The sequence below is a fragment of the Acidisphaera sp. S103 genome (genome assembly GCF_009765975.1).
Classification (GTDB): Bacteria; Pseudomonadota; Alphaproteobacteria; order Acetobacterales; family Acetobacteraceae; genus Rhodopila.
On the sequence record NZ_LMUJ01000095.1, the window covers coordinates 42627 to 67334 of the forward strand.

Here is a 24708-nt window from a genome sequence, read left to right on the forward strand (position 1 = left end):
GGTGGCGGCCATGCCGGTAGCGAAGGTGACGCGCGACCCGCCGGTGACATGTGTGAAACCGATGGACGCGGTATCCGCCACGATGGTGCGGACCGTGGTCGCCGGAACGCCCAGCACCTCGGCCACCATCATGCCGATGGACGCACGCGAACCACCGATATCCGGGCTGCCGGACGCAGCCGTCACCGATCCGTCTTCGTTGACATGGACCTGCGCCGTCGACTCGCCGCCGATGTTGAACCAGAAGCCGGTGGCCAGGCCACGCCCCTGCCCTTCCTTCAGCGGTGACTTCCAGTGCGGATGCGACTTGACGGCGGCCAGCACTGCGTTGAAGCCGATGTTCTGGTGCGTCGGCCCGTAATGGGTCTTCGTACCGTTCTTCGCCGCGTTCTTCTCCCGCAAGGTCAGCGGATCGATGCCTAGCTTGATCGCCAGGTCATCCATCAGGCTTTCCACCGCGAAGGAGGTGATCGGTGCGCCGGGAGCCCGGTACGCCGCCACCTTCGGGCGGTTGCTGACCACGTCGTAACCGACCACGTCGACATTCGGCAGGTCATACATAGCGAAGCCGCACATGCAGCCCGGTCCGATCGGCGACCCGGCGAACGCGCCGGCCTGGTACTTCAGCACCTGTTTGGCGGCGACGATGGTGCCGTCCTTCATGGCGCCGATCTTCACTTCCATCCACGCACCGGAGGTCGGGCCGGACGCCTTGAACACGTCTTCCCGTGTCATCTGCATCTTCACCGTGCGGCCGGATTTCTTCGACAGCATGACGGCGAGCGGCTCCAAGTACACCAGCGTCTTGCCGCCGAAGCCACCACCGATCTCGGCCGGGTTCACCCGGATGTTGGACAGATTGATGCCCAGCAGCTTGGCGGTATAGGCACGGACCATGAAATGGCCCTGGCTGGAGCTGTGGATGGACACCTGACCATCCGGCGCGTAGGTCGCCAGGCAGGCATGCGGCTCGATATAGGCCTGATGCACCGGCTGGGTGGTGTAGGTGCCCTCGACGATGACTTCGGCTTCCTTGAACCCGGCTTCGATGTCGCCCTTCTTGAAGGTCACGACCTTCGCGACATTGGACGGCTTGGTCGGCTTCGGATCGACGCCGGCGGTGAACATGTCGTCGTGCAGGATCGGCGCGTCCGGTGCCATCGCCGCTTCCACGTCGATGACGTGCGGCAGCACTTCGTACTTCACCTCGATCAGTGCCAAGGCCTGATCGGCGATTTCCTGCGTCGAGGCCGCGACGGCGCCCAGCGCGTGGCCTTCATAAAGCACCTTGGTGCGGGCCATGCAGTTCAGCGCCAGATCGCGGAAGTTCATCGGCCCTTCGCCGACGAACGCTTCTTCCGACTTGATATCCGGAAAATCCGCTGCCGTTACGACCGCGAATACACCCTTCAGCGCCTCGGCCTTGCTGGTATCGATGGAAACGATACGGGCATGGGCGTGGGGGGAACGCAGGACCTTCCCCCACAGCATTCCCGACGCCCGTGTATCCGCCGCGAACACAGCGCGTCCCGTCACCTTGTCCACCCCGTCCGGGCGGATAGGACGGGTGCCAACGACTTTCAGACCTGAATCGATATAGTTCATCCGACAGTCTCCCCTCGCAGTTCGGCGGCGGCGTCCATCACCGCTCGTATTACCTTGTCGTAGCCGGTGCAGCGGCACAGGTTGCCGGCAAGCCAGTAGCGCGCTTCGGTCTCGGTCGGGTTGGGGTTCTCATCCAGCAGCGCCTTGGTGGCGACGATCAGCCCGGGCGTGCAGAACCCGCATTGCAAGGCGGCGTGCTCAAGAAACTTCTGCTGTACCGGGTGCAGTTTGTCGCCGTTGGCGATGCCCTCGATCGTGGTGATCGTCTTGCCTTCGGTTTCGACGCCCAGCACCAGGCAGGAACACACCAGCCGGCCGTCGAGGATGACCGAACATGCCCCGCAGTCGCCGGACGCACAGCCTTCCTTGCTGCCGGTCAGCCCAACCACATCGCGCAGCACGTCCAGCAGGGTCTGCTGCGTCTCGCACAGAAATTCCGCCGCTTCGCCATTGATGGTCGTGGATACGTAAGTCTTTGCCATCTTAGTGAACCTTTCCAGTCTTGATGCCTTGCGCACGGTCAAACGCGATGGCGGCGACCCGGCGGGCCAGCACACCGGCGATCTTGGTGCGGTATTCGACCGTTCCGCGCTTATCGCTGATCGGCTTGGCGGCGGCCTGGGCAGCGGCATCCAGTTTCGCCAGGGTATCGGCGTCCAGCGAATGACCGATCAACACGTCGGCCGCCGCCTGCACCAGCAGTACCGTGGGGGCCACAGCGCCCAGTGCAACACGCGCGGCGGTGCAGATGCCTTTTTCATCCAGCGTCACGTTGATCCCGCAACCGACGACGGCGATGTCCATCTCGGTCCGCGGAATGAACCGCAGATAGGCGTCGCTGGATCGAGCCGGACGGCGCGGCAGCTTGAATTCCAGGATGAACTCGTCCTTGGCCAGGGACGTGCGGCCCGGACCCGTCGGGATCTGTTCGACCGGTACCTCGCGGCGGCCGTTGCTGCCGACGACCACGGCGATGGCGCCGGCGGCGAACAGCGCCGGCACACTGTCGGCCGCGGGCGATGCATTGCAGAGATTGCCCGCAAGCGAGCAGCGCCCCTGCACCTGGGTCGATCCGATCAGATCGAGTGCCTCGACCAGACCCGGCCATGCGGCCGTCATCCCGGCATGCGCTTCAACCACCGCGCCCGGGGTCGCGGCGCCAACGACGAAACCGCCGTTTTCCTCGCGAATGCCGATAATGCCAGGAATTTTCTTGGTATCGACGATCAGTTCCGGCTTCAGGCGGCCGGACCGAAGTTGCACAAGAAGGTCGGTTCCCCCGGAAAGGACCTTCGCGAGACCGGACGAACCGGCTAAAAGTTTGACCGCATCATCCACCGAAGTGGGTGCGGCATAGCTGAGATTTGTCATCATTGCTCCCGATTTAACGCGTTTCCCTCCGCCCGGTCGCGGTTCCGGGACGGTCAGAACCAACGTTAGGCGATAGAACCCATATGGTCGAGGGGGAGCGTGTTCCGCGGCCGCTCAGCGGTCCAGGGCCGCCACGCCGAAGCCGTCGCCGGGATTGGGGTTCATCCACTTCCTGTGCTCAGCGAAACGATCCGCCAGAAGATCGATAAAGCTGCGGACCTTGGTGGAAAGATGGTTCCGGTGCGGATAGATCGCGTTGATGGCGAATGCCGGGGTGCGATATTGGGGCAGGATCGGCACCAGCGTCCCGGCGGCGAGATCGTCGACCACCATGAACATCGGCGCCAGGAACAAGCCATGGCCGCCAAGCGCCAGAAGCCGCAGCATTTCACCGCTGCTGGTCACGATATTGCCACGCACGCGTACCGACAGGGGCTTGCCGTCGGCATCTTCGAACCGCCATTCGTCGCCGAACGGATAGAAGGCGAATTGCAGGCAATTGTGGTGCGCGATATCCGCCAGGGTTTTCGGCGGCGGATACTGTTCCAGATAGGCCGGCGCACAGCCCAGGATATGCCGCCACGGCGTCAACTGGCGCACCACCAGTCCGGAATCCGGCGGCGGAACGGCGCGTATGATCAGGTCGTAGCCGTCCTCGACGACATCGACCATGCGCTCACCCACCGTCAGGTCGATCGATACGGCGGGGTAGAGCGTCAGGAACTCCGCCACCACCGGCCGCAGGAAGCGCACGATGCTCATGGTGGTGTGCAGCCGCAGTGTGCCGCGCGGGGTGGCGTGCAGGGCGCTGGCGATCCGGTCCGCCTCATCGAGTTCGGTCAGGATCCGGGATGAGCGTTCATAGTACGCGCGTCCGATCTCGGTCAGGCTGACCTTTCGGGTGGTACGGTTCAGCAGGCGGGCGCCGAGGCGGTCCTCCAGCGCCTGGACGTGGTTGCTGACCATGGTGACGGACATGTTCAGCCGCCTGGCCGCGGCGGAAAAGCCACCGCTTTCCACGACACGGCCGAACACCGTCAGGCTGGTCAGGCGGTCCATCGAAGGTCCGGCATTATCCGCTCCTGCTTGATGATCCTTTCCGTACTTTCCCGATTATCACGGAAAGCGCCAGAGATCATCTTGCGTCCAGAAAAGCGGAGCCGCCAAGCGGCGGCATTCCCGCGGAGATAGGAGACGATCATGGTTGCAATGCCGCGCACCGAGACATTGGTCGGTACCACTGAGGCAGCGTCCAGCGTTTCAAGCTCGCCGCCGCCCGGACGCCGCGGGGTGCTACGCCGTTCGGCGCTGGCGGCGCTGCTGCTGGCCGGGACGGCCGCCGCCGGCTGGTATGGATACCAGTACTGGGAGACCGGGCGTTTCCTGGTGTCCACGGACGACGCCTATGTGCAGGCCGACTACACGACGATCGCGCCGAAGGTCTCGGGCTATATCTCGACCGTCCTGGTGGCGGACAACCAGACCGTGAAAGCCGGCCAGGTGCTGGCTCGCATCGACGATCGCGACTTCCGGACGGCGTTGGACCAGGCGACGGCCGACGTCGCCGCCGCAGATTTCGCCGTGAGCAACCTCGACGCCCAGATCAGCCTGCAGGATGCCGCGATCGCCCAGGCGAAGGCGCAACTGGCGGCAACTCAGGCGTCGCTTGTGTTCGCCCAGCAGGATGCCGGACGCTACCGCTCGCTGCAGCAGACAGGAGCTGGCACGATCCAGCAGGCCCAGCACAGCCAGGCGTCGCAGGACGAGATCACGGCGCAGGTGCAGCGCGATGAGGCTGCGTTGACGGCGGCGGAGCGCAAGATCGGCGTGCTGGCCACCGCGCGCCAGCAGGCCGCCGCGCAGGCCGATCACAGCCGAGCGCTACGGCACCAGGCGGAGCTGAATTTGGGCTACACGGTGATCACCGCGCCGGTGGACGGCACCGTTGGCGCCCGCACGCTGCGGATTGGGCAATACGTGACTTCGGGCACCCAGTTGATGGCGGTGGTGCCACTCAGCGCTGCCTATATCGTCGCCAACTACAAGGAAACCCAGTTGACCCATGTCCGCGCCGGCCAGCCGGTGTCGATCGAGGTCGACGGGTTCCCGGACGCGACGATCAAGGGCCACGTGGACAGCCTGTCGCCGGCCAGCGGGTTGGAATTCGCGCTGCTGCCGCCGGACAACGCGACCGGCAATTTCACCAAGATCGTGCAGCGCATCCCGGTGAAGATCACGTTCGACGATCCGGCGCTGTCCGGCCGGCTGCGGTCCGGCATGTCGGTCGAACCCACGATCGACACCAAGCCGTCTTCCACCCGGACCGAATAGCCCAAGGGAGAGTCGTCATGACTACGCATTCAGGTTCCAGCGTTCGGACATGGATCGCGGTGATAGGCGCCACGCTGGGCGCATTCATGGCCGTGCTGAACATCCAGATCGTCAATGCCTCGCTGGCCGACATCCAGGGGGCAATCGGTGCCGGTGTCGATGACGGCGGCTGGATTTCCACCGCGTATCTGGTCGCCGAGATCGTCGTTATCCCGCTGACCGGGTGGCTCGCGCGGGTGTTCTCGCTGCGGATCTACCTGCTGACCAATGCCATCCTGTTCCTGGTGTTTTCCGGCGCTTGTGCATTCGCGCGTAACCTCGACCAGATGATCGTGCTGCGGGCGATCCAGGGGTTCAGCGGCGGCGTGCTGATCCCGCTGGCGTTTACGATCATCATCACCTTCCTGCCGAAGGCCAAGCAGCCGGTCGGCCTGGCGCTGTTCGCGTTGTCGGCGACGTTCGCGCCCGCGATCGGGCCGACGATCGGCGGCTACCTGACCGAGAACCTGGGCTGGCAGTATATTTTCTACGTCAACCTGGTGCCCGGCGCGCTGATGGTCGGCATGCTGTGGTTCAGCCTCGAACCTGCGCCGATGCGCCTGGGGCTGCTGAAGGAAGGCGACTGGCTGGGCATCGCCACGATGGCGATCGGGCTATCCTCCCTGCAGACGGTGTTGGAGGACGGCAACAAGGACGACTGGTTCGGCTCACCCTACATCTTCCACCTTTCGATCATCGCGGCGGTCGCACTGACGCTGTTCATCTGGATCGAACTCACCGTCCGCAAACCCCTCCTGAACCTGCGACTGCTCGGCCGGCGGAATTTCGGCTTCGGGGTCGTTGCCAACTTCCTACTTGGGATCGCGCTCTACGGGTCCGTGTTCATCCTGCCGCTGTATCTGTCGGGCGTGCAGGGGTACAATTCGGAGCAGATCGGCATGGTGCTGGCGTGGACCGGATTGCCGCAATTGGTGCTGATCCCGTTGGTGCCGCGCCTGATGAAGCGGTTCGATGCGCGTCTGGTGATTGGTGTCGGCTTCGCCTTGTTCGCCGGCAGCAACTTTATGAATATCCACATGGACGGCAACACCGCGGCCGATCAGTTGCTGTGGCCGAACGTGGTGCGCGCCCTCGGCCAGGCCCTGGCATTCGCGCCGCTGTCGGCGGTGGCGACCGCCGGGATCGAAGCGGAAAACGCCGGATCGGCCTCGGCCTTGTTCAACATGATGCGCAACCTGGGCGGCGCCATCGGCATCGCCGGCCTGCAGACCTTCCTGACCAAGCGGGAACAATTCCACTCCAACATCCTGAGCAACGCGGTCTCCCTGTTCGCCGAGGCGACACGGCATCGCATCGACGCTCTGACGGGCTACTTCATGGCCCATGGCGTGACCGACCAGGCCGAGGCGGCGCACCGGGCGATCGTGGCGATCGGCTTGCGGGTGCGTCAGCAGGCCGACATCATGGCGTTCAGCGACACGTTCTACCTGATGGGCGTGGCGCTGATCGTGGCTCTGATCGCCTCCCTGCTGCTGAAGAAACCGGACCATCTGCAAGCTGGGGGGGCACATTGATGCGACATCATCTTTTGCCGAAGGAGACAGAGGCAGTGACGGTCGCTGTGCCGCCGACGAAGGCCTGCCGGATCGATCGCTTCGGGCCGCCGGATGTCATCACCCTCGCCGATATTGAGCGGCCAGCGCCGGCGGCGGGTGAGATCCTGGTCCGGGTGCGGGCCGCCGGGGTCGGACCATGGGATGCGTGGATCCGATCCGGGAAGAGCGCCCTGCCCCAACCCTTGCCGCTGACCCTGGGGTCGGATCTGTCCGGCATTGTGGCGGCGATCGGTCCCGGCGTGACGGGCCTGCGCGCGGGCGACGCTGTGTTCGGTGTCACCAACCCGAACTTCACCGGTGCGCAGGCGGATTACGCTGTTGCCCGGGCGGGGATGATCGCACTGAAGCCGGAGGGGATCGACGATATCGATGCGGCGTCGGTACCGGTGGTCGCGGTGACCGCCTGGCAGGCTTTGTTCGGGGAAGCCGGGCTGACCCGCGGGCAAACCGTGCTGATCCACGGGGCGGCGGGCAATGTCGGCGGCTATGCGGTGCAGCTTGCCCGCTGGGCCAGGCTGACCGTGTGCGCTACTGCCTCGGCCAAGGATCTCGATTATGTCCATGGCCTCGGGGCGCACGCCGTTATCGACTATCGCGCGGGCCGGTTCGAGGATGCCGTGCACGGTGTTGATGCGGTGATCGACCTGGTGGGAGGCGACACCCAGGCGCGGTCGTTCTCTGCGTTGAAGCGTGGGGGTGTGCTGGTGTCCGCTGTTTCGCTGCCGGATCAGGCGCTGGCCGCCCGGCATGGTGTGACGGCTCGATTCTTCCTGGTGGACGTGACGACCGAACGCCTGGTTCGTATTGGCGAGATGTTGCAGCAGGGGATCCTGCGCACCGACGTCGGCGCGGTGCTGCCGTTGGCCGCCGCCCGTTCGGCGCACGCGATGCTGGAGGGGACGCGGCCGCATCCCCGGGGGAAGATCGTGCTGCGGATTGGGGATTGAGGGGGCGGACTTGCGCCCTTGTGCTTCGGCGTCCGGCGGTCTCCATTGCGGCGCATGATTGAGAGTCAGCAGGAACCGACCCGCCTCGCCGCGAACGTCATGCACTTCGCGCGGCTGCTGCGCCGAGCGGGGCTGCCGGTCGGGCCGGCCGAGACGATCGCGGCGCAGGATGCGCTGACACGGGTCGATCTGGCCTCGAAAACCCAGGCCCGCACCGCGCTGCGGGCGGCGATGATCCATCGGCATGAGCATCAGGACGTGTTCGACCAGGCGTTTGCCTTGTTCTGGCGCGATCCGTCCGCGGCCGAACAGGCTTTGGCGATGGCGCTGCTGGACGCGCAGAAGACGCCGAAGGCCGAACGGCCGCCGCCAGCGGCTCGGCGGGTGGCGGAGGCATTTGCGTCGAAGAAGGACAAGCCGTCCCAGCCGAAGGACGAACCGCCGGTTACCGACATGACGATGACGGTGTCTGAGCAGGAACGCCTGCAGCACATGGATTTCGAGGCGATGGGCGCGCTGGAAATCGCCGAAGCCAAGCGCGAAATCCGTCGGCTGGTGCTGCCTCTGGACTTACGAAGGACCCGACGCAAGCGGCCGGACAGCAATGGGCCGATCACTGATCTGCGCCGCACTATTCGTGCCAGCCTGCGGCAGGGAGGTGAGATTCTCTCGATCGCGCGCAACCGCCGGGTCACTCGGCCGCCGCCGTTGGTCGTGCTGTGCGATATCTCGGGGTCCATGGCACGGTATGCGCAGATCCTGATGCATTTCCTGCATGCGGTGACCAATGATCGCGACCGGGTCCACGTATTCCTGTTCGGCACCCGCCTATCCAACGTCACCCGGCAACTGCGCGCCCGCGACCCCGAGGTCGCCTTCCAGATGGTCGCGCACGCGGTGCCGGACTGGTCCGGCGGCACTCGGATCGGCGAGGCTGTTGCCAGCTTCAACCATCTATGGGCCAAGCGGGTGTTGGGCCAGGGCGCTGTCGTGCTGCTGATCACCGATGGGCTGGACCGCGACGGCGCTCACGGACTGGCTGAGAACATGGATCGGCTACATCGGTCCTGCACACGGCTGGTATGGCTCAATCCCCTGTTGCGCTGGAGCGGATTCGAGCCAAAATCACAGGGCATTCGGGCGATGCTGCCGCATGTCGATGAATTCCGACCCGTGCATAACCTGGCCAGCCTGCGGAGTTTGATCGATCTGCTATCCCGCCCTGCCTCCATGAAGGGAACACGCCTATGAGCGAAATCGAGGATGTCCTGTCCACCGCCGCCGCCTGGCGTGCCGCCGGCGAGCAGGTTGCCGTCGCCACCGTGACCGAGACGTGGGGCAGTTCGCCTCGGCCGGCCGGCAGCCAGATGGCAGTGACCAAGTCGGGCCGGATGGCCGGTTCGGTGTCGGGCGGCTGCATCGAGGGCGCGGTTGCCGACGCGGCGATGCAGACGATCGAGAGCGGGACGCCGCAGTTGCTGGATTTCGGGGTTAGTCACGAGCGGGCTTGGGAGGTTGGGCTGGCTTGTGGGGGGAAGGTCAAGGTCTTTGTGGAGCGGTTGAATTAGCACCCTCTGTGCGGGGATTTTGACTGGCCGCGAGGGCGACTACGAGCGGGTCACTCCTATCAACCGCCGGGCGCTGCCATTTGAGAGCGCCCACACCGGATATTGGAATGGACGCTCGTCGCTCGTACCCGGGGCCTCGTAGGATGCCGGAGTGACGTAATGCATCCGCCCGGCCGGAGGAGGATGAAAGTCCTCCTCGCAGCCGTCAGGTACTTTGTGACGCGTTTAGGAGCGGATGAAAGCTAGTAGATCGGCGTTGATCTGGTCCGCGTGCGTCGTCGGCATACCATGCGGCAAGCCGGGGTAGGACTTGAGCGTCCCCTGCTTCAAGAGCTTGACGGACCTGGCGCCCGTCGTAGGGAATGGGCAAATCTGGTCGTCTTCCCCGTGCATCACCAAGACCGGGATGTCGATCGCCGCCAGATCATCGTAGAACTCGGTCTCGGACAAAACCCGGATGCATTCATACTGCGCCTGGATGCTTCCCATCATTCCCTGGCGCCACCAGTTTTCGCGGATTCCTTCGGAAATCGCCGCACCGGGCCGATTGAAGCCGTAGAACGGCATCGTGATGTCTTTGTAAAACTGAGAGCGATGATTTGCCGTGCCGTCGCGAATGCCGTCGACGACCTCCCGAGGAACGCCATCGGGGTTCTTTTCCGTCTTCATGAACAACGGCGGAATAGCACTGATGAGAACGGCCGTTTTGACGCGGCCCTTGCCATGCCTGGCGACATAACGCGTGACTTCGCCGCCACCCGTCGAATGGCCGATATGCACGGCATCCTTGAGATCGAGCTTTTTGACAACCTCGAAGGCATCGTCCGCGTAGGTATCCATATCGTGGCCGGAAGCCGTCTGGGTTGAGCGGCCATGGCCACGCCGATCGTGCGCGATCACGCGATAGCCCTTGCCCAGGAAGAACATCATCTGGGCGTCCCAGTCGTCGGCCGACAGCGGCCAACCGTGATGAAAGAAAATCGGTTCGCCTGTGCCCCAGTCTTTGTAGAAGATTTCCGTGCCGTCCTTTGTGGTGACCGTTGGCATATTATCGATTCCTTTCAAGAATATGAGCTTAGCGCCTCGCGGTTGGAACGGTAGCTAAATCGTGCGACCATGCTGATTGGCGAAACTGACAATGTTCGGGCCAAAACTGACGATGGCGATTTGGGACCTGCCGCCGGAGATCGGTCTGCTTCTTTACCCAGACGCTGCTTCGGCAACGGTTCATGGGCTTACGGACCTGTTCAACGTTGCAAGCACCATCGCCCGGGAGCGGATTGGCGCAAACGCGCCGATGTTCCGCGTCAGTCATTGGCAGCCTGATGTAAAGACTGACACGGTCGACCGTGCGTTCGATACCCACCCACAGCTTACCGGCTCTCCGGTGGCCGTTATCGTTCCCGGCAGTTGGCAAGGCCAACCGTCTCCCGATGTCATCCGTTGCATGGTGAAGTGGCTTGTTGAGTGCCATGCGGCTGGTACGACCCTTTGCTCCGTCTGTGCGGGCGCATTTGTGCTGGCGGAAAGCGGCTTGCTCGCGGGACGGACGGTGACCACACACTGGACGCTGACGCAAAAGTTGGCGGAGTGCTTCCCGGACGTTCACGTCGATGAAAAGCAGATCACCATCGAGGATGGGAATTTCATCACCGCGGGGGGTGTGCTCGCCTGGACCGATCTCGGTTTGAGGCTTGTCGATCGGTATCTTGGCTCGACCATTATGCTGGAGACGGCAAAATATATGTTGGCTGACCCACCCGGTCGCGAACAAAGCTACTACAGCAATTTTGCACCGAGATTGCAGCATGGAGATACGGCTGTTCTGCGGGTGCAACACTGGCTTCAAACGGAAGTAACAAAGCAGCCCAATATCTCGGAGATGGCATCAATCAGCGGACTTGAGGAGCGAACGTTCCTTCGGCGCTTCCAGAAGGCCACAAAACTGAATCCGACCCAGTACAATCAGCGCCTCAAAGTCGGGAAGGCGCGAGAAATGCTGGAGTTCACCAGCCATCCTATCGATCAGATCGCCTGGGCGGTCGGATATGAAGACCCTCGGTCATTTCGGAAAGTGTTCCACAAGGTCGTGGGGTTGGCACCTGCCGACTATCGCAGGCGGTTCGCCGTGAAAGGACAGCGTCCTGATGTCAGTGACTAGGGGTGCGAGGCATTCGCTTTGGCGCGGGACACGCCTTTAGCGTACCTGGCAGGATACCAGGCTCCGATTGCCCGACACTTTGCCCCATGGGAAGCTCACCCCAAGACCAATCACGAGGAGGCCGCCAATGACCAATCCATCCGGCAACCACGTCCGAGCCACCATCGTCGGCAGCCTACCGAAGCCGTCGTGGCTGTGCGGACCGGGCGAGATGTTCGCCAACTGGCGGCTGTCCGGCTCAGCCCTGAACGAAGGCAAGGAAGATGCAGTGCGCGTCTGGGTCGCAGACCAGGAAAAGGCCGGGTTGGATGTGGTGACTGACGGCGAACAACGCCGGCGCCATTATATTTGGGGCTTTTACGAAGGTCTCGAGGGCATCGACACGGTCAACCTTGGCAAGCGCATGCAGCGCGGCGGCCGTTACCATAAGGAGATTTCGGCCGCCCGGTTGGTTGCCCAGCCCGAATGGCGCGGCCCGATCTTCGCCGACGCGATGCGCGCGACGCGGGCGATGACCGGAAAGCCGATCAAGGTCACCCTGCCCGGCCCGATGACCATCGTCGACAGCCTGATCGACACCATCGGCGGCCGGTCGGAGGAACAGCTCGCCTTTCGTTTCGCCGAACTGCTGAATCAGGAGGCGCTGGCATTGCAGCAGGCCGGTGCCTCGGTGATCCAGTTCGATGAGCCGGCGTTCAACGTTTACGTCGACAAGGTGAAGGACTGGGGCATGGCCGCCCTGGAACGGGCCACCCAGGGCGTGACCGTGACGAAAGCGGTACATATATGTTACGGATATGGCACGGAAGACGTGAAGCGCTGGAAAACCGCAAACACCGACTGGACCCACTACGACGCGACGCTGCCTCTGCTGGCGAAGTCGTCGATCGATCAGGTTTCGATTGAAACCGCGGCCAGCGGCGTCGATGTCTCCGTCATCGAAGCCCTGCGCGGCAAGGATGTGCTGCTGGGTGTCGTTGACGTTGGCAACGACACCGTTGAGACGGCCGAAACCGTCGCCGGACGTCTCCACGCGGCGCTGAAATACACCGATCCCGGCCATCTGTTCGCCTGCACCGACTGCGGCATGATGCCGCTGTCCCGGCAGGCCGCCGCGGGCAAGCTGCGCGCACTGGCGGAAGGCGCCGCCCTGGTAAACGCGACCATGTAACGAAAACCCGCATTCAGGGGAGGAAACGATGGCCAACGATGCCACGACCGCCGGCGCAACACCGCGCTCCGAACCGGAACGCCTGCGCGCGATCCGGCTGATCGCCTTCGCCAGCCTGATCGGCACCACCATCGAGTGGTACGACTTCATCCTGTACACGTCCCTGGCCGGTCTGATCTTCAACAAACTGTTCTTCCCGGCCAACGATGCGGTGGTGTCTCTGCTGCTCGCCTATGCGACCTTCGCGGTGGGCTTCGTCACGCGGCCGATCGGCGGTGCTTTCTTCGGTCATTTCGGGGACCGCATCGGCCGCAAGCCGCTGCTGGTGCTGACCTTGTCGATGATGGGCGTGGCGACGTTCCTGATCGGGTTGGTGCCGACCTATGCCGCCATCGGCATCGCCGCACCGCTGGCGGTGATCGCGCTGCGTCTGATCCAGGGTTTCGCCATGGGCGGCGAATGGGGCGGCGCCGTGCTGATGGCCTACGAGTACGCTCCGCCCGAACAACGCGGCTTCTACGCGTCCTTCCCCCAGATCGGCTTCGCGCTGGGTCTTTGCCTCAGCACCGGGGCGATCACCCTGCTGTCGTCGGCGCTGTCGAATGAACAGTTCATGGCATGGGGCTGGCGCTGCGCCTTCCTGGTCAGCATCGTGCTGCTGGGCGTCGGACTGTTCATCCGCCTGACGCTGGTCGAAACCCCCGAGTTCACCCGCCTCCGCGCCAATTATCGCGTCCGGAAGCTGCCGCTGCTGGACGTGGTGCGCGACGATTGGCGCCACATTCTGCTGGGCTGGCTGGCCCGTATGGGTGAGGGTGCGGTCTTTACCATCTACTCGCTCTACATGCTGTCCTACCTGACCGCGATCGTCGGTATACCGCGCACGCTGGTCCTGGGTGCGGTGACGGCGGCGGGCCTGGTGCTGGTGGTCACGACACCCTTGGCCGCCGCGTGGTCCGACCGCGTTGGGCGGCGGCGACTGTTCGCCCTGTCCTCGCTGGTGCATGGCGCCGCGGCATTCCCGTTGTTCTGGATGCTGAGTTCGGGCAGTCCGGCGCTCGCCGCGATCGCCATCGTGCTGGCGGTGGGCGTGCTGTGGGCGCCGATCTACGGCCCCGAGGCGGCGATGCTGTGCGAGTTGTTCGCCACGCCCGTGCGCTATACCGGCGTATCGATCGTCTACCAGGTGGGCGCGATCGTCTTCCTGGCGCCGCTGCCGATCCTGGCGACACTGCTGGTGACCTGGAACGGCAACCAGCCGTGGTATCTGGCGGGCTACGTTGCCCTCGCGTGCGTGGTCAGCGCGGTTGCAGCGGGTTTGATGGGACAGACGCGGTCCCGTATCGCGGACGGTTAACCGGACGCCCTTGCATTCCCCGCCCGGAAGGCCGATTTTGACTGTATGAACGACGCACCGGATCCCGTTGCCGCCCCAGCCGGATGGCTTGAGGTTCTTGCCGAGAGCGAGGCCGAAGCCGAGGCCGGCCTGTCCGTGCCGGGTGAGGTCGTCCGGCAGGGGCTACTCGATAGCATTGCTCGGATGGAAGCCAAGGCCGATGCTCGAAAGGACAAGGCCGCCGCGCGCCGTTGATCGGCTACACACCGAGAGCCGTGCAGCAGGTCACCTATCTCCGCCGGCATTACGAAGGGCGCGAGCGACCAGAGGCAACCGCCGCTCTCAATGCCGCGCTGGAGGCAGCAGAGCGACTCATCGCCGAACGCCCCGAAGTCGGATTGCCGGCACCACGCCCCTATCCGCAACTTGCCCGGCCGGGCCGCGCGTGGATCAAGGCGGCCCGCTATTGGGTTGCCTATCGAACCAAGGCACCACTTTTGATCGTGGCCGTGTTCTACGAAACGGCGAACATTCCTAATCGCATGTAGAAACGCTGCTGCGCGCGCTTTTGGACAAATCGTACGCCAAGCCCGTAGGATCAGACAGACCAACGATCGGCCGACACATGCCCCTGCCGGCCGCAAGAACTTTGGAACCACGGATGCGTACGGATGAACACGGATAAGCGGCCCGAACCACGATCGGTCCAGCGGCATCTGGCTACCCGCGTCGATCCGTGTTCACCAGTGGCTCGAACCAAGGATACACGCCCATGACCCCCGAAATCCTCGCCGCCCTGGAACAGGCAAAACGGGACAAGCGCCCCGTGGTGCTCGCCACCCAACTGCCGTCGGGTGAGCAGCGGCTACTGCCTGACCCCGAGGCGCCGGCCAGCCTGAACGACGCCGCCGCCCGAGCGCTGGACCGGGACGAGAGCGATACGGTGAAGATCGGCGACGCCGACTACTTCCTGCACGCCTACAACCCGCCGCTGCGACTGATCGTCGTCGGTGCCGTCCACATCGCGCAAGCCTTGGTGCCGTTCGCCGCCCCGTGCGGCTTCTCGGTCACCGTTGTCGACCCTCGCCGATCCTTCGCGTCGGATGAGCGGTTTCCCGACACCGTCATCTCCACCGACTGGCCGGATGAGGCGCTGGACAAGTTCGCCCCCGACAGCCGAACCGCCGTCGTCACCTTGACGCATGATCCGAAGCTGGACGATCCGGCGTTGGATCGAGCGCTGAAATCGCAGGCGTTTTATATTGGCGCGCTGGGGTCTCGCCGGACGCATGCGGCTCGGCTGAAGCGCCTGCGTGAACTGGGGCACCAGGACAACGCACTGTCGCGCATCCGCGGCCCGGTCGGGCTGAACATCGAGGCCGTCACTGCGCCTGAAATCGCTTTGTCGATCATCGCCGAGATCGTTGGCGTCCGGCGCAACGCCCCCCTGCCGCCCAAACCCGGTCTATGAAATTCGGCTCTACGCCGCTCGACGAGGCGAAGGGCGCCATCATGGCGCACAGCCAGAGGGTCGGTGACCGGATGATCCGCAAGGGATCGCTGCTGGATGAGGCGGCGATCGAGGCGTTGCGCGGCCTCGGCCGGGTGGAGGTGATCTGCGCTCGTTTGGAACCCGGCGACGTGCCGGAGGATATCGCCGCGGACCGCCTTGCGACGCCGCTGCTGTCACCGCTGATCGGCCGGTCTCGGGCTGCCACCGGGCGCGTCAACCTGGTGGCCGAGGTCCCTGGACTGCTGCGCGTCGACACTGCGCGCGTCGACCGGCTGAACACGATCGATGAGGCGCTGACCATCGGCACTCTGCCCGATTACGCCGTGGTGGCGCCGAAGGACCTGGTGGCCACCATCAAGATCATTCCGTTCTCGGTGCCTGGCAACGTGCTGTCGGTCGCCGAGGCGCTCGCCAGGCAGGCCGGCAGTCCGCTGGCGCTGCATCCGTTTCGCCATCTGAAGGTCGGCCTGGTGGTCAGCCAATTGCCGGGCCTGAAAGACAGCGTCACCGACAAGACCATCGCGATCACCGATGCCAGGATTACCGCGCTGACCGGCATGTTGCTGCCGCCTGTGCGCTGCCCGCATCAGGAGGATGAGATCGGCAAAGCGCTGGAGGGCCTGGTGGCACTGGGCGCGGATCTGCTGCTGGTGATCGGTGCGTCAGCCGTGGTGGACCGGCGCGATGTGGGTCCGGCGGGGATCGTGCGCGCCGGCGGCGAGATCCTTCATTTCGGCATGCCGGTCGATCCCGGCAACCTGATCTGCCTGGGCCGCATCGGTGAGCGACCGGCGTTGGTGCTGCCCGGGTGCGCGCGCAGCCCCAGCCTGAACGGTATCGATTTCGTGCTGACCCGCCTGTTCGCCGGCATTCCCGTCACCGGGCGCGACGTGATGCGGATGGGTGTCGGCGGCCTGTTGAAGGAAATGGAAACCCGCCCGATGCCGCGTGAAAAAGCCCCTGCGACGCCGCGTTCCGGTGCCGCTCCGCGCAGTGCGCCGACGATTGCCGCTGTGGTTCTGGGGGCCGGACGGTCTCGGCGAATGGCGCCGCACAACAAGCTGCTGGTGCAGGACAAGGCCGGCAAGACCATGATCGCGCGTGTGGTCGACAACGTGCTGTCGTCGAATGCGAGGCCGATCCTGGTGGTGACCGGTCATCAGGCGGAGCAGGTCGAGCAGGCCGTCGGTGGCCGGCCGGTGCGCTATGTCCACGCGGAGGATTACGGGGACGGCTTGTCGGCCAGCCTGAAAACCGGAATTGCCGCGGTGCCGCCGGAATGCGCCGCTGCCGTGGTGTGCCTGGGCGATATGCCGCTGGTCACCGGCCGGATGATCGACCGCCTGCTGTCGATGTACGACCCGACCGAGGGCCGCCTGATCGTGCTGCCGACCTTCCGCGGCAAGCAGGGCAACCCGATGCTTTGGGATCGCCGTTTCTTCCCCGAAATCCTTGGGATCAGCGGCGATTCCGGTGCTCGGTTTTTGGTGGGCAAGCACGCGGAGTTTGTTTGCGAAGTGGAGATGGCGGACGACGCCGTGCTGCGGGATTTCGACACGACAGAATCTCTAGCAACGCTGCCGAAGGGTATGCGGCCGGAGGGGGTTGGGTAGAACCGGTCACTGCCGCGAAAACAATTGCTTCAACGCCGCCGATACGCCCGTGATCGGCTTCGGATCGGGCCGCCGGAAGCTGCCCGCCGTCGCCTTCCGTGGGTGCAACGACGCCAGCACTTCCGCCTGCCGAGCGGCCGCCGCCACGCCGTCGACCAGTGGCACCGGCACGCGATCGGCCATCTTTCCGGCCAACCCGGCCAACGGCGCGCCGCCCAGGATCACGACGTCCGCTTCGTCCTGCTCCACCGCTTGGCGGCAGGCGTCGATCAGCGCGTCGCGCATCTCCTCCTGCACGGTATTGATGTCGCGGAAGGTGCCAGTGACACAGCGGATGCTGGCCAGCCGGCCGGACAAACCGTTGTAGTCGACGCATTCGCGGTACCACGGCTCCATCGCGGTCGCGAACGTCACGATGGAGAAACGGCGCCCCAGCATGCAAGCGGTCAGCATTGCCGCCTCGGCCATGCCGATCACCGGGATGGACAGCAGTTCGCGCGCCCCGCCGACACCGGGATCGGCGAACGCCGCCACTACCGCCACGTCACATCCCGTTGCGTGGTCCGCCAGCAGATCCAGCGTCTGCGCCGCACCGATCACCGCTTCCGCTCGGGTTGCGATGTAGGGGACGCCGTGGCGGGCGGTCACCGCGATGATTTCGGTGCCGGGGCTGACGGCGGCGCGCGCCACGGCGGCGATCCGGTCGGTGACCGCGACCGTGGTGTTGGGGTTGGCGAACAGGATTTTCATGCGCGCGATGCCCCTCGGATCAGCGACCGGACGAAGCCCCAATTCCAACGCAGGTAACCAGGTTGAACGAACCCCAGCTTCTGGCGGATCAGCGCGTGTGCGTCGGCCAGCCGATGGAATGGGATCGACGGAAACAAATGATGTTCCGCATGATACGGCATATCCCACATCAGCAGCCGCACCGGGGCGATGGTCAGCGTGGTGCGGGTATTGGTCAAGCCGTTCCGATCCTGCGTGCAACCGGTGTGTTCGGCCAGCAGATAGGCGCGCAGCGGCGGCTGCCCCAGCAGTTGCGGACCGATCCAGAACAAGAACGGCGTGGCCCAGCCGCACAGCGTGGCGGCGATGACCGAACCGCCGATCATCAGGACCGTCATCGCCCGGCCGCCGCGAATGATTTTCGGCGCCGCCGCGACCGAGATGTAGGTATAGGCACTCAGGTCGCCACGCCAGCAATCCGCAGCGACTCGCAGCCGAAGCGTCCAGTATGGCATGCCCAGCACGCGAACAATGTAGCCGGTCAGAGAGGCCGGAGAAGCCGTGCCCAGTTCCGGGTCCAATCCCGGCTCCTGCGCGTGCCGGTGATGCGCCAGATGATAGGCAGTGTAGAAATGCCAGTTCAGCAGAGATGGGCAGGACGTCAGCCATCCGACGATTGCATTGGCGCGCCGCGACGCGAACGCGGTCTGGTGCATCGTTTCATGCGCCGGCGCGAACAGCGTGACCTGCATCACCCCCAGCAAGAACATCGCCGGCAGCACCACCCAGCCGGATGACATCGCGACAAGCCACCCTGCCCCGATCAGCAGCACCAGATGGATGGTCAGCCGCATGCCGCCACGCAGGTTGGAGCGGCCTTGCAGGGCACGCAGTTCCTGATGGCTCAGCACACGATCGGAGAGTCCGGACATTTGTCGCCTCCTGCTCGGCCGGCCACCATAGTCGATCCGGGGTTGCCGTCCCAGCGCGCAAATGCCGCGCCATCACGCGTCTGTCGCGCGGACAGCGCGCCATCGCAAGTTTGCGGACAACGTACCATCACAAGCTTGCGGACAGCGTGCCATCACGAATTTACCGTACGGGCAGCACGACGACGCATCTACCTGGCGGACAGCGCACCGATCGTCTGGTCCAGATCACGGTGGCGGAGCAGGAACGCCGGCAAACTGGCCTCCGTATCCTTGCGGTCGATTGGTTTCAGCGTTGTCCAGTCCACCGACGGCGTCATGGTCACCACAATCGGCGTGAAGGCCGATCCGACCAGGCTGTCCATCGCCATCGTGGCGCGCATTGCCAGACCCGGCCGAACCGGCTTGCCGCCGGCCCATATCGACACGGCGATGGTGAACTCCGGATCGTCGGAACTCATGATCTGCCAAGCACTTGGCGTTCCGTCCGGCCACCGCAGCCACTTCTCCCGCAGATCCTCGGTCTCGGCCCGCAACACGAGCCGCCGTCGCCCGGACATCAGCGGCCCGGCGGTGGTATGGGGTGAAAACACTTCCCAACTCATGTCCATCGCCACATCGCCGCAAACGACGTGCTGGGTGTGGACACGCGTCCGGCCGGTCACCGACAAACCCACACGGCTTACCTCGCAACCCGGCCCCATGTTGATGGCGGACGGTCCGGCCGGCGGGTTCGCTGTCGCCATCGTCAGTCCCGCAGCCACCGTCGGGCTGATCGCCGCCACGACGACCGCTCCCAACGCCACGGCCAGCATCCCGCGCATCGAGAATGGCACCCTCGCTGGCTCGCTGGCGGGTGTCGCCGACCGGGTCGAGATATGATCCTGCCGGAACGGCAATCCCAACGCGATCAGCACCAGGATAACGAACGAGAAGAACAGCCAGCCATAGATGATGTGATCGGCCGCCGCGGCTTCGGCACTGTTCAGCAGGTAACCCAGATAGACGATGCCGAGGCCACGGAAGCCATTCGCGATGATCGGCACGATGATGGAGACCAGGATGAACACGCCGCGCCGCACCGGGCTGCGGTACATCATCAGCGCATAAAGGCAGCCGAAGGCTATGGAGGCGATCAGAAAGCGCAGCCCGGCACATGCCTCGGCCACGAAGAAGGACCCTTGCGGAATTTCGATGACGTAGCCGTCGATGTAGGCGGGAATACCCAGTACATTCAGCCCGTGCTGGATAAACCAGGTGGTGAAATCCTGTAGTCTGGGCGTCAGGAAATCCCCGAACGGCACGAGAAAGTACAAATACAGCAGCGGCCCGGCCATAGCCCACCACAGTCGCTTGCCCAGGACGGCCAGAAACAGCAGCTCGACGAAGCTGATGGCGAGAAGCTGCCGCCCCTCCATGATACCCAACCGCTCCGCCACCAGCCAAACCAACGCCAGCGGCAACCCAAGCAGCAGCACGACCGGCGTCGGACGCGGCGCGATGCCGACGAGATCGAAACGGCGGTCCCACAGCAAATAGAGCGCGATCGGAATGACCAGGAAACAATGGTTGTAGGCGGTCGACGTGTCCCAGGTACGGACAGCGGCGGTAATCTCCGGATTGAACAGCGCCCCCAGCAGCAGCAGGCCCAGACCGATAGCCAGAACCACGCGGCGCCATTCCGGGGAGGTCACGGCCGCGGGGGGATCGGCCAGCATGGGCGCGTTCATAAGCAGCGGCTTTCGGTTGGGCGGGGGCAGATTATCGTTCGGACCTTAATACGGTTGCGGGACATCGCTAACCCACCCCACGCACAATGAACGGGCCGAGAACGTTCGCCACCGGCAATGGCAGGCGTTTCCAGGCCGCGATGAACATCCGGTATTTCGGGTTCAGCGGATTATGGTCGGGGATCGACCCGCCTGGTTTCAAACGGAACCGGTAGTGCAGCTTTTCCGGCTCGAAGCCCCAGTTGTGCTTGAATGCGAACGATCCGGTGCCCAGCTTGCTGCGGCCGAAGTCGAACAGGCGGGCGCCGCGATCGGCCGCGCGCCGCATCGTCTCCCAGTACAGGAAATCGTTGCCGGCCCGCCCGCGCGCCGCCGCCGAACCGCCGCCGTAGTATGGCAGCACCTCATCACGGAAATAGAAGTTCATCACCGAGGCGATCGGCGCCGCCTGGTCGCGGATCGTGACGATATCGGCCGCATCCCCGAACACGTCCATCAGGATCTGGAAATAGCGGCGGGAGAACACCGGAGTGCCCAGATTGCGCACGCTTTCCGCGTAGATCCGATGCAGCGTGGCCACGTCGCGGTCGGCGGTGGACAACAGTCCGTTCTGGATGCCCTTCCGCACCATGGCGCGCTGCTTGCGGGGGATCGCCTTCATGTTGCGGTCGTGATCGGCCTCGATCGGCTTGCGGAACGTCACGTAGAGGTCCGGCCGCTCGATCCAGCCGTCCGCCGCCTGCACCGAACCCAGATGGCGGAATTCCAGCGCGGCGGCACCGGTTCGCGCCAGCAGGCTTTCGGCATGCGCGACCAGCGCCGCCTCGCTTTCGGCGTCGGCAGCCAGCGGCCCGCCATAGACACAGAACGGATTGGAGATCAGCGTGTCACCGAACAGCAGTGTCTTGACCCGGGCGAGCGGCAGCACGCCGGTGACGCTGCCGTCGCGTTCGGTAAAGCAATAGTGGGTAGCGTGGCCAAATGCCGCCTGGATCACCTTCGCCCAGCCCGCCCGGTGAAAGAACGTGCCGGCCGGCATTGCCTCCACGAAACGATCCCAGGCGGCTTCGCTGGCGGCATCCAACGGATGGACGTTGACCATCGGGGTCAGACCGCCTCGGCTTCGGCGAGAACCGGCGCGTAGACGCGATCCATGCGATCCCAGGCGAAATCATGCAACAGGTCGTCGAGATCGCCCGACATGCGCGCCAGGTTGGTGTAATGCCGCAACCTAGATTTCCAGCCGGCGTTCGGAATGCGCGGTTGCGCGGCGTCGATTTCCCATGGATGGAAGTAGAAGATAGCCGGCTGGCCATCGTGACGGTTTACCCGCCGCAACCCCGTTCGGTAGAGCATCGTCGGCAACAGCCGGAAGTAGCCGCCGCCCGAGCAAGGCCAGTTGCGGCCCATCAGGCGGACGGTGGTCATGGGGATTTCCAGGACACCGTCTGCATCCGGGTGGAACGGCACGCGCGAGGCGTCGGGCATGCCGTACAGGTCGTGACGGATCGGGTTGATGCTGGAACTGTAAAGGTAGCCTTCCTGCCGCAGGATTGGGAACGCCCACAGAGTGCGTGCGCCGATCGAGAACGTCGCCGCGCGATAGCCGGCCACCTGCACGCCACCGGTGTCCTCCAGCAGCGCCTTGGTGCGGCAAATATCGGCTCGAAATGCTTCCGGCTTCTGGGAATCGACCCTTGTGTGATCCCAGCCATGGCTGGCGAGTTCATGTCCGTCCGCGACGATGCGGCGAATCAAGGCGGGAAACCGTTCCGCCACCCAGCCGAGGGTGAAGAACGTCGCCTTCACGCCATGGGTGGCGAACTGGTCCAGGATGCGGTTGGTGTTCAGGTCGACCCGGCGGGGAAATGCATCCCAGTCTTTGCGGTCGATACAATGGGCAAAAGCCTGGACCTGGAAATAGTCCTCCACATCCACGGTCATGGCGTTGCGGACACCGGTCATACCCGCCCCGCCGCGTTGCTTTCCAGCAGGTCCAGCACCCGGTTGAACACCTGCTCCTGCCGGAAGGCCCGGCGTTCCAGGGCCTCGATCCGGCGTACCAAATCGTCGCGGTCTTCGGATATCGGCCGCGGGGCCGGTTCCAGACCCGCACCCAGGTCGCGGTTCAATTCCTCGGCTGTACCATCGACCATGGTGCCGGTGATGGTGTGGGTTTCCTCCAGCGCGCCGAACAGCAGCACGCGCGAACAGAGGGTGTTGATCCGCCGCGGAATGCCGCCGGTGTTGTGATGCACGGCGGCGAATGCCGCATCGTCCCAGACCGGATCGTCGTGCCAGTCGACAGTGCGCAAGCGATGTTGGATGTAGCCCCGGGTTTCCTCGGCGGTCAGCGGGCCCAGATGATAGGACGCGAGCACCCGCTGGCGAAGCTGCTCCCAGTCCTTGCTGGCCAGGATGGGACGAAACTGCGGCTGGCCCAGCAGAATGGTCTGCACCGACGCCCTGCCGTCGACGGTGATGTTGGACAACATGCGCAGTTCCTCCATCGCCGCCAGCGACAGGTTCTGCACTTCATCGATCACCAGCAGGCATCGCCGGCCCTGTTTGCGCTGGTCGCGCACCATATGCTCGAACCGGCGCAGCAACGTGGATTTGTCCGTGCCCGGCGTGTCCCCCAATCCGAAATTCGCCATCGCCAGCCGCAGCAGATCGTCGCCCGACACCTGGGTCGTGACCACGCGCGCGACGACATAGGTGTTGCGATCGAGCTGCGACCACAGTTGTTCGGTCAGAGTGGTCTTGCCCGCCCCCACCTCGCCGGTGATGACTATGAAGCCTTCCTGCTGCGACAGCCCGTACACCAAGTGCGCGATCGCTCGGCTGTGCCCGGCCGATCCGAAGAAGAACCGGGTATCGGGTGTCAGCAGGAACGGCAGGCCGGTGAGGTTATAGAACTTGTCGAACACGATCTGCGATCAAAAGGTTTTGGTGAAGCCGACGAGAAGCAGGCTCTGGTAGAAGCGATCGATTACCAGAGGGGACATCCTATCATAAAACGAAAACCGCACATGCGTGCTCAGGCTATCGTTCAGCGTGTAGGTCAGGACCGAGGTGGCCAGATATGAGGTGCTGTCGCCGATGTTCGGCCCCCCGCACAGGGACAGCAGCGTGCCGAAGCATTGCTGCCCCCCGGTTTGGGTCTGCGTCGAATAGGTTATCGACGATTCCAGAGCCAGATCAGGCCGCAACGAATGTCGCCAGTCCGCTGTGACCGTATCGAACGTGGCTGACGACGGTATTCCGCCCGTGGTCGTCTGGTTGCCGAGAATCAGGGCGAGCGACAGCGTGTCTCGGTCCAGTGTCGTCTGTACGTTCATCGAGAACGTATTGAAGCGATAGACTGCCTGCACATTGTTCAATACGGGAATATTAAAGATCAGCGGCTGACCGTTCGCGCCGTTGATGAACTGTCCATTCGGGCCAAGGATACCGAATTGGACCTGGCTTTCGAGTTGCTGGAGTTCAGTGCCCAAGGTCTGGGCGTAGCTGCCCGAAATAGTGGTACGGGCGGTAAGCTCGTAATGGGCCGAGGCCTGGATCGAGTTAGAGCCGTTCTGATGGCCGTAGCTGATGGTCAGGTTGCTATCGGGGTTAGGGGTCAGCGTGGTACCGACGCTCCATGTCATGTCATCGATTTTTTGTGCCAGGGTTTGCGAATAGGAGATACTTTCGTAGCCGAGCGCTCCGAAAACCGTGGCCCAGCGATTTGCGGCATAGTTCAGTTGGTCCTGAGCCGTGTCGCGCCGGGAACTGAAGGTGGTGGTGGGGATGGCCGTAGCATTGCCCACCGCGTTGATCACGCTGTTCTCGCTCGATGTCATCTGGGTCAGGTCGATTGAGATCGCGTCTGAGAATTTCTCGAGAAACTCGCCAGTCGTGAATTGGGCGATCTGCTCGGTGGTAAACTGGTTCGCCCCCTGGCCGCCGCCGGTCGGGAAGGGCGACACCGCGAATCCCGTGGAGGTGGTGTACTGCGTTTCACTGGCGGAAACACCCAGCTTGCCGGTGCCGAAGTCGCCGAATTTGTGCAGCAGGTAAGGCGAGACCCCGATATTGGTGGTTTG

General features: G+C 64.1%; 24 protein-coding genes. 12 read left to right on the forward strand and 12 right to left on the reverse strand.

Annotated elements, in window-relative coordinates; all coding sequences use genetic code 11:
• From GSQ89_RS31505 to GSQ89_RS31520, 4 genes are all read right to left on the reverse strand, one after another.
• A partial coding sequence (locus tag GSQ89_RS31505; protein ID WP_216856506.1) for a xanthine dehydrogenase family protein molybdopterin-binding subunit occupies positions 1-1605 on the reverse strand: 1605 nt, incomplete at its 3' end.
• The gene (locus tag GSQ89_RS31510; protein ID WP_158932075.1) at positions 1602-2087 is read right to left on the reverse strand and encodes a (2Fe-2S)-binding protein; all 486 of its coding nucleotides are present in this window, start codon (positions 2085-2087) and stop codon (positions 1602-1604) included. The genes GSQ89_RS31505 and GSQ89_RS31510, both read right to left, overlap by 4 nt.
• 1 nt (position 2088) lies before the next feature.
• Positions 2089-2976, reverse strand: a complete 888-nt coding sequence (locus tag GSQ89_RS31515; protein WP_158932076.1) for a xanthine dehydrogenase family protein subunit M — start codon at positions 2974-2976, stop codon at positions 2089-2091.
• A 114-nt stretch (positions 2977-3090) separates the two neighbouring features.
• The gene (locus tag GSQ89_RS31520) at positions 3091-4035 is read right to left on the reverse strand and encodes a LysR family transcriptional regulator (protein WP_158932077.1); all 945 of its coding nucleotides are present in this window, start codon (positions 4033-4035) and stop codon (positions 3091-3093) included.
• Between the two features lie 141 nt (positions 4036-4176).
• On the opposite strand from GSQ89_RS31520, the gene GSQ89_RS31525 reads away from it, so the two are divergent.
• From GSQ89_RS31525 to GSQ89_RS31545, 5 genes are read left to right on the forward strand one after another with little or no spacing between them, the layout of a single operon-like run.
• Positions 4177-5307 carry an HlyD family secretion protein gene (locus tag GSQ89_RS31525; RefSeq protein WP_158932078.1) on the forward strand — a complete coding sequence of 377 codons (1131 nt, stop codon included), beginning with the start codon at positions 4177-4179 and terminating at the stop codon, positions 5305-5307.
• Between the two features lie 17 nt (positions 5308-5324).
• A complete protein-coding gene (locus GSQ89_RS31530) occupies positions 5325-6881 on the forward strand; it encodes an MDR family MFS transporter (protein ID WP_158932079.1) in 1557 nt (518 codons plus the stop codon).
• Positions 6882-6916: 35 nt separating this feature from the next.
• A complete protein-coding gene (locus tag GSQ89_RS31535; protein ID WP_216856507.1) occupies positions 6917-7870 on the forward strand; it encodes an NADP-dependent oxidoreductase in 954 nt (317 codons plus the stop codon).
• A gap of 54 nt (positions 7871-7924) precedes the next feature.
• A complete protein-coding gene (locus GSQ89_RS31540; protein ID WP_158932081.1) occupies positions 7925-9121 on the forward strand; it encodes a VWA domain-containing protein in 1197 nt (398 codons plus the stop codon).
• On the forward strand, positions 9118-9438 hold the full coding sequence (locus GSQ89_RS31545; protein WP_158932082.1) for an XdhC family protein: 321 nt from the start codon (positions 9118-9120) through the stop codon (positions 9436-9438). Before GSQ89_RS31540 ends, GSQ89_RS31545 begins: the two co-directional genes overlap by 4 nt.
• A 225-nt stretch (positions 9439-9663) precedes the next feature.
• Here GSQ89_RS31545 and GSQ89_RS31550 read toward each other — a convergent pair whose 3' ends face one another.
• Complete coding sequence (locus GSQ89_RS31550; RefSeq protein WP_158932083.1) at positions 9664-10485, reverse strand: alpha/beta fold hydrolase; 822 nt, start codon at positions 10483-10485, stop codon at positions 9664-9666.
• A 76-nt stretch (positions 10486-10561) separates the two neighbouring features.
• Between GSQ89_RS31550 and GSQ89_RS31555 the strand changes: the two genes are divergently transcribed.
• The 7 genes from GSQ89_RS31555 to GSQ89_RS31585 all read left to right on the forward strand — a co-directional run bounded on the left by GSQ89_RS31555 (position 10562) and on the right by GSQ89_RS31585 (position 17232).
• Positions 10562-11599 carry a GlxA family transcriptional regulator gene (locus GSQ89_RS31555; RefSeq protein WP_254073453.1) on the forward strand — a complete coding sequence of 346 codons (1038 nt, stop codon included), beginning with the start codon at positions 10562-10564 and terminating at the stop codon, positions 11597-11599.
• Between the two features lie 127 nt (positions 11600-11726).
• Positions 11727-12770 (forward strand): methionine synthase, encoded by a 1044-nt coding sequence (locus GSQ89_RS31560; RefSeq protein ID WP_158932084.1) that lies wholly within the window; start codon positions 11727-11729, stop codon positions 12768-12770.
• A gap of 28 nt (positions 12771-12798) precedes the next feature.
• Positions 12799-14127, forward strand: coding sequence for an MFS transporter (locus GSQ89_RS31565; protein ID WP_158932085.1), 1329 nt, complete (start codon positions 12799-12801; stop codon positions 14125-14127).
• A gap of 45 nt (positions 14128-14172) precedes the next feature.
• On the forward strand, positions 14173-14361 hold the full coding sequence (locus GSQ89_RS31570; protein WP_158932086.1) for a hypothetical protein: 189 nt from the start codon (positions 14173-14175) through the stop codon (positions 14359-14361).
• A 20-nt stretch (positions 14362-14381) separates the two neighbouring features.
• Positions 14382-14654, forward strand: a complete 273-nt coding sequence (locus GSQ89_RS31575) for a hypothetical protein (protein ID WP_158932087.1) — start codon at positions 14382-14384, stop codon at positions 14652-14654.
• A 224-nt stretch (positions 14655-14878) separates the two neighbouring features.
• Positions 14879-15577: an XdhC family protein gene (locus GSQ89_RS31580; RefSeq protein WP_158932088.1), complete on the forward strand. Its 699-nt coding sequence runs from the start codon at positions 14879-14881 to the stop codon at positions 15575-15577.
• Positions 15574-17232: an NTP transferase domain-containing protein gene (locus GSQ89_RS31585; protein ID WP_158932089.1), complete on the forward strand. Its 1659-nt coding sequence runs from the start codon at positions 15574-15576 to the stop codon at positions 17230-17232. Before GSQ89_RS31580 ends, GSQ89_RS31585 begins: the two co-directional genes overlap by 4 nt.
• A 6-nt stretch (positions 17233-17238) precedes the next feature.
• Here GSQ89_RS31585 and GSQ89_RS31590 read toward each other — a convergent pair whose 3' ends face one another.
• The 7 genes from GSQ89_RS31590 to GSQ89_RS31620 form a co-directional block, all read right to left on the reverse strand.
• Entirely contained in the window at positions 17239-17982 is a 744-nt protein-coding gene (locus GSQ89_RS31590) for an aspartate/glutamate racemase family protein (RefSeq protein WP_158932090.1), read from the reverse strand.
• Positions 17979-18893 carry a fatty acid desaturase gene (locus GSQ89_RS31595; protein WP_158932091.1) on the reverse strand — a complete coding sequence of 305 codons (915 nt, stop codon included), beginning with the start codon at positions 18891-18893 and terminating at the stop codon, positions 17979-17981. Before GSQ89_RS31595 ends, GSQ89_RS31590 begins: the two co-directional genes overlap by 4 nt.
• A gap of 188 nt (positions 18894-19081) precedes the next feature.
• Positions 19082-20608: an exosortase A gene (gene xrtA / locus GSQ89_RS31600; RefSeq protein ID WP_158932092.1), complete on the reverse strand. Its 1527-nt coding sequence runs from the start codon at positions 20606-20608 to the stop codon at positions 19082-19084.
• 79 nt (positions 20609-20687) lie between these two features.
• Complete coding sequence (locus tag GSQ89_RS31605; protein WP_158932093.1) at positions 20688-21722, reverse strand: FemAB family XrtA/PEP-CTERM system-associated protein; 1035 nt, start codon at positions 21720-21722, stop codon at positions 20688-20690.
• A 5-nt stretch (positions 21723-21727) separates the two neighbouring features.
• A complete protein-coding gene (locus GSQ89_RS31610) occupies positions 21728-22585 on the reverse strand; it encodes an XrtA system polysaccharide deacetylase (protein ID WP_158932094.1) in 858 nt (285 codons plus the stop codon).
• Positions 22582-23550: an XrtA/PEP-CTERM system-associated ATPase gene (locus GSQ89_RS31615; RefSeq protein WP_158932095.1), complete on the reverse strand. Its 969-nt coding sequence runs from the start codon at positions 23548-23550 to the stop codon at positions 22582-22584. The genes GSQ89_RS31610 and GSQ89_RS31615 overlap by 4 nt, the downstream gene beginning before the upstream one ends.
• Positions 23551-23559: 9 nt before the next feature.
• On the reverse strand, positions 23560-24708 hold a 1149-nt coding region (locus GSQ89_RS31620), incomplete at its 5' end, for a hypothetical protein (protein ID WP_216856508.1).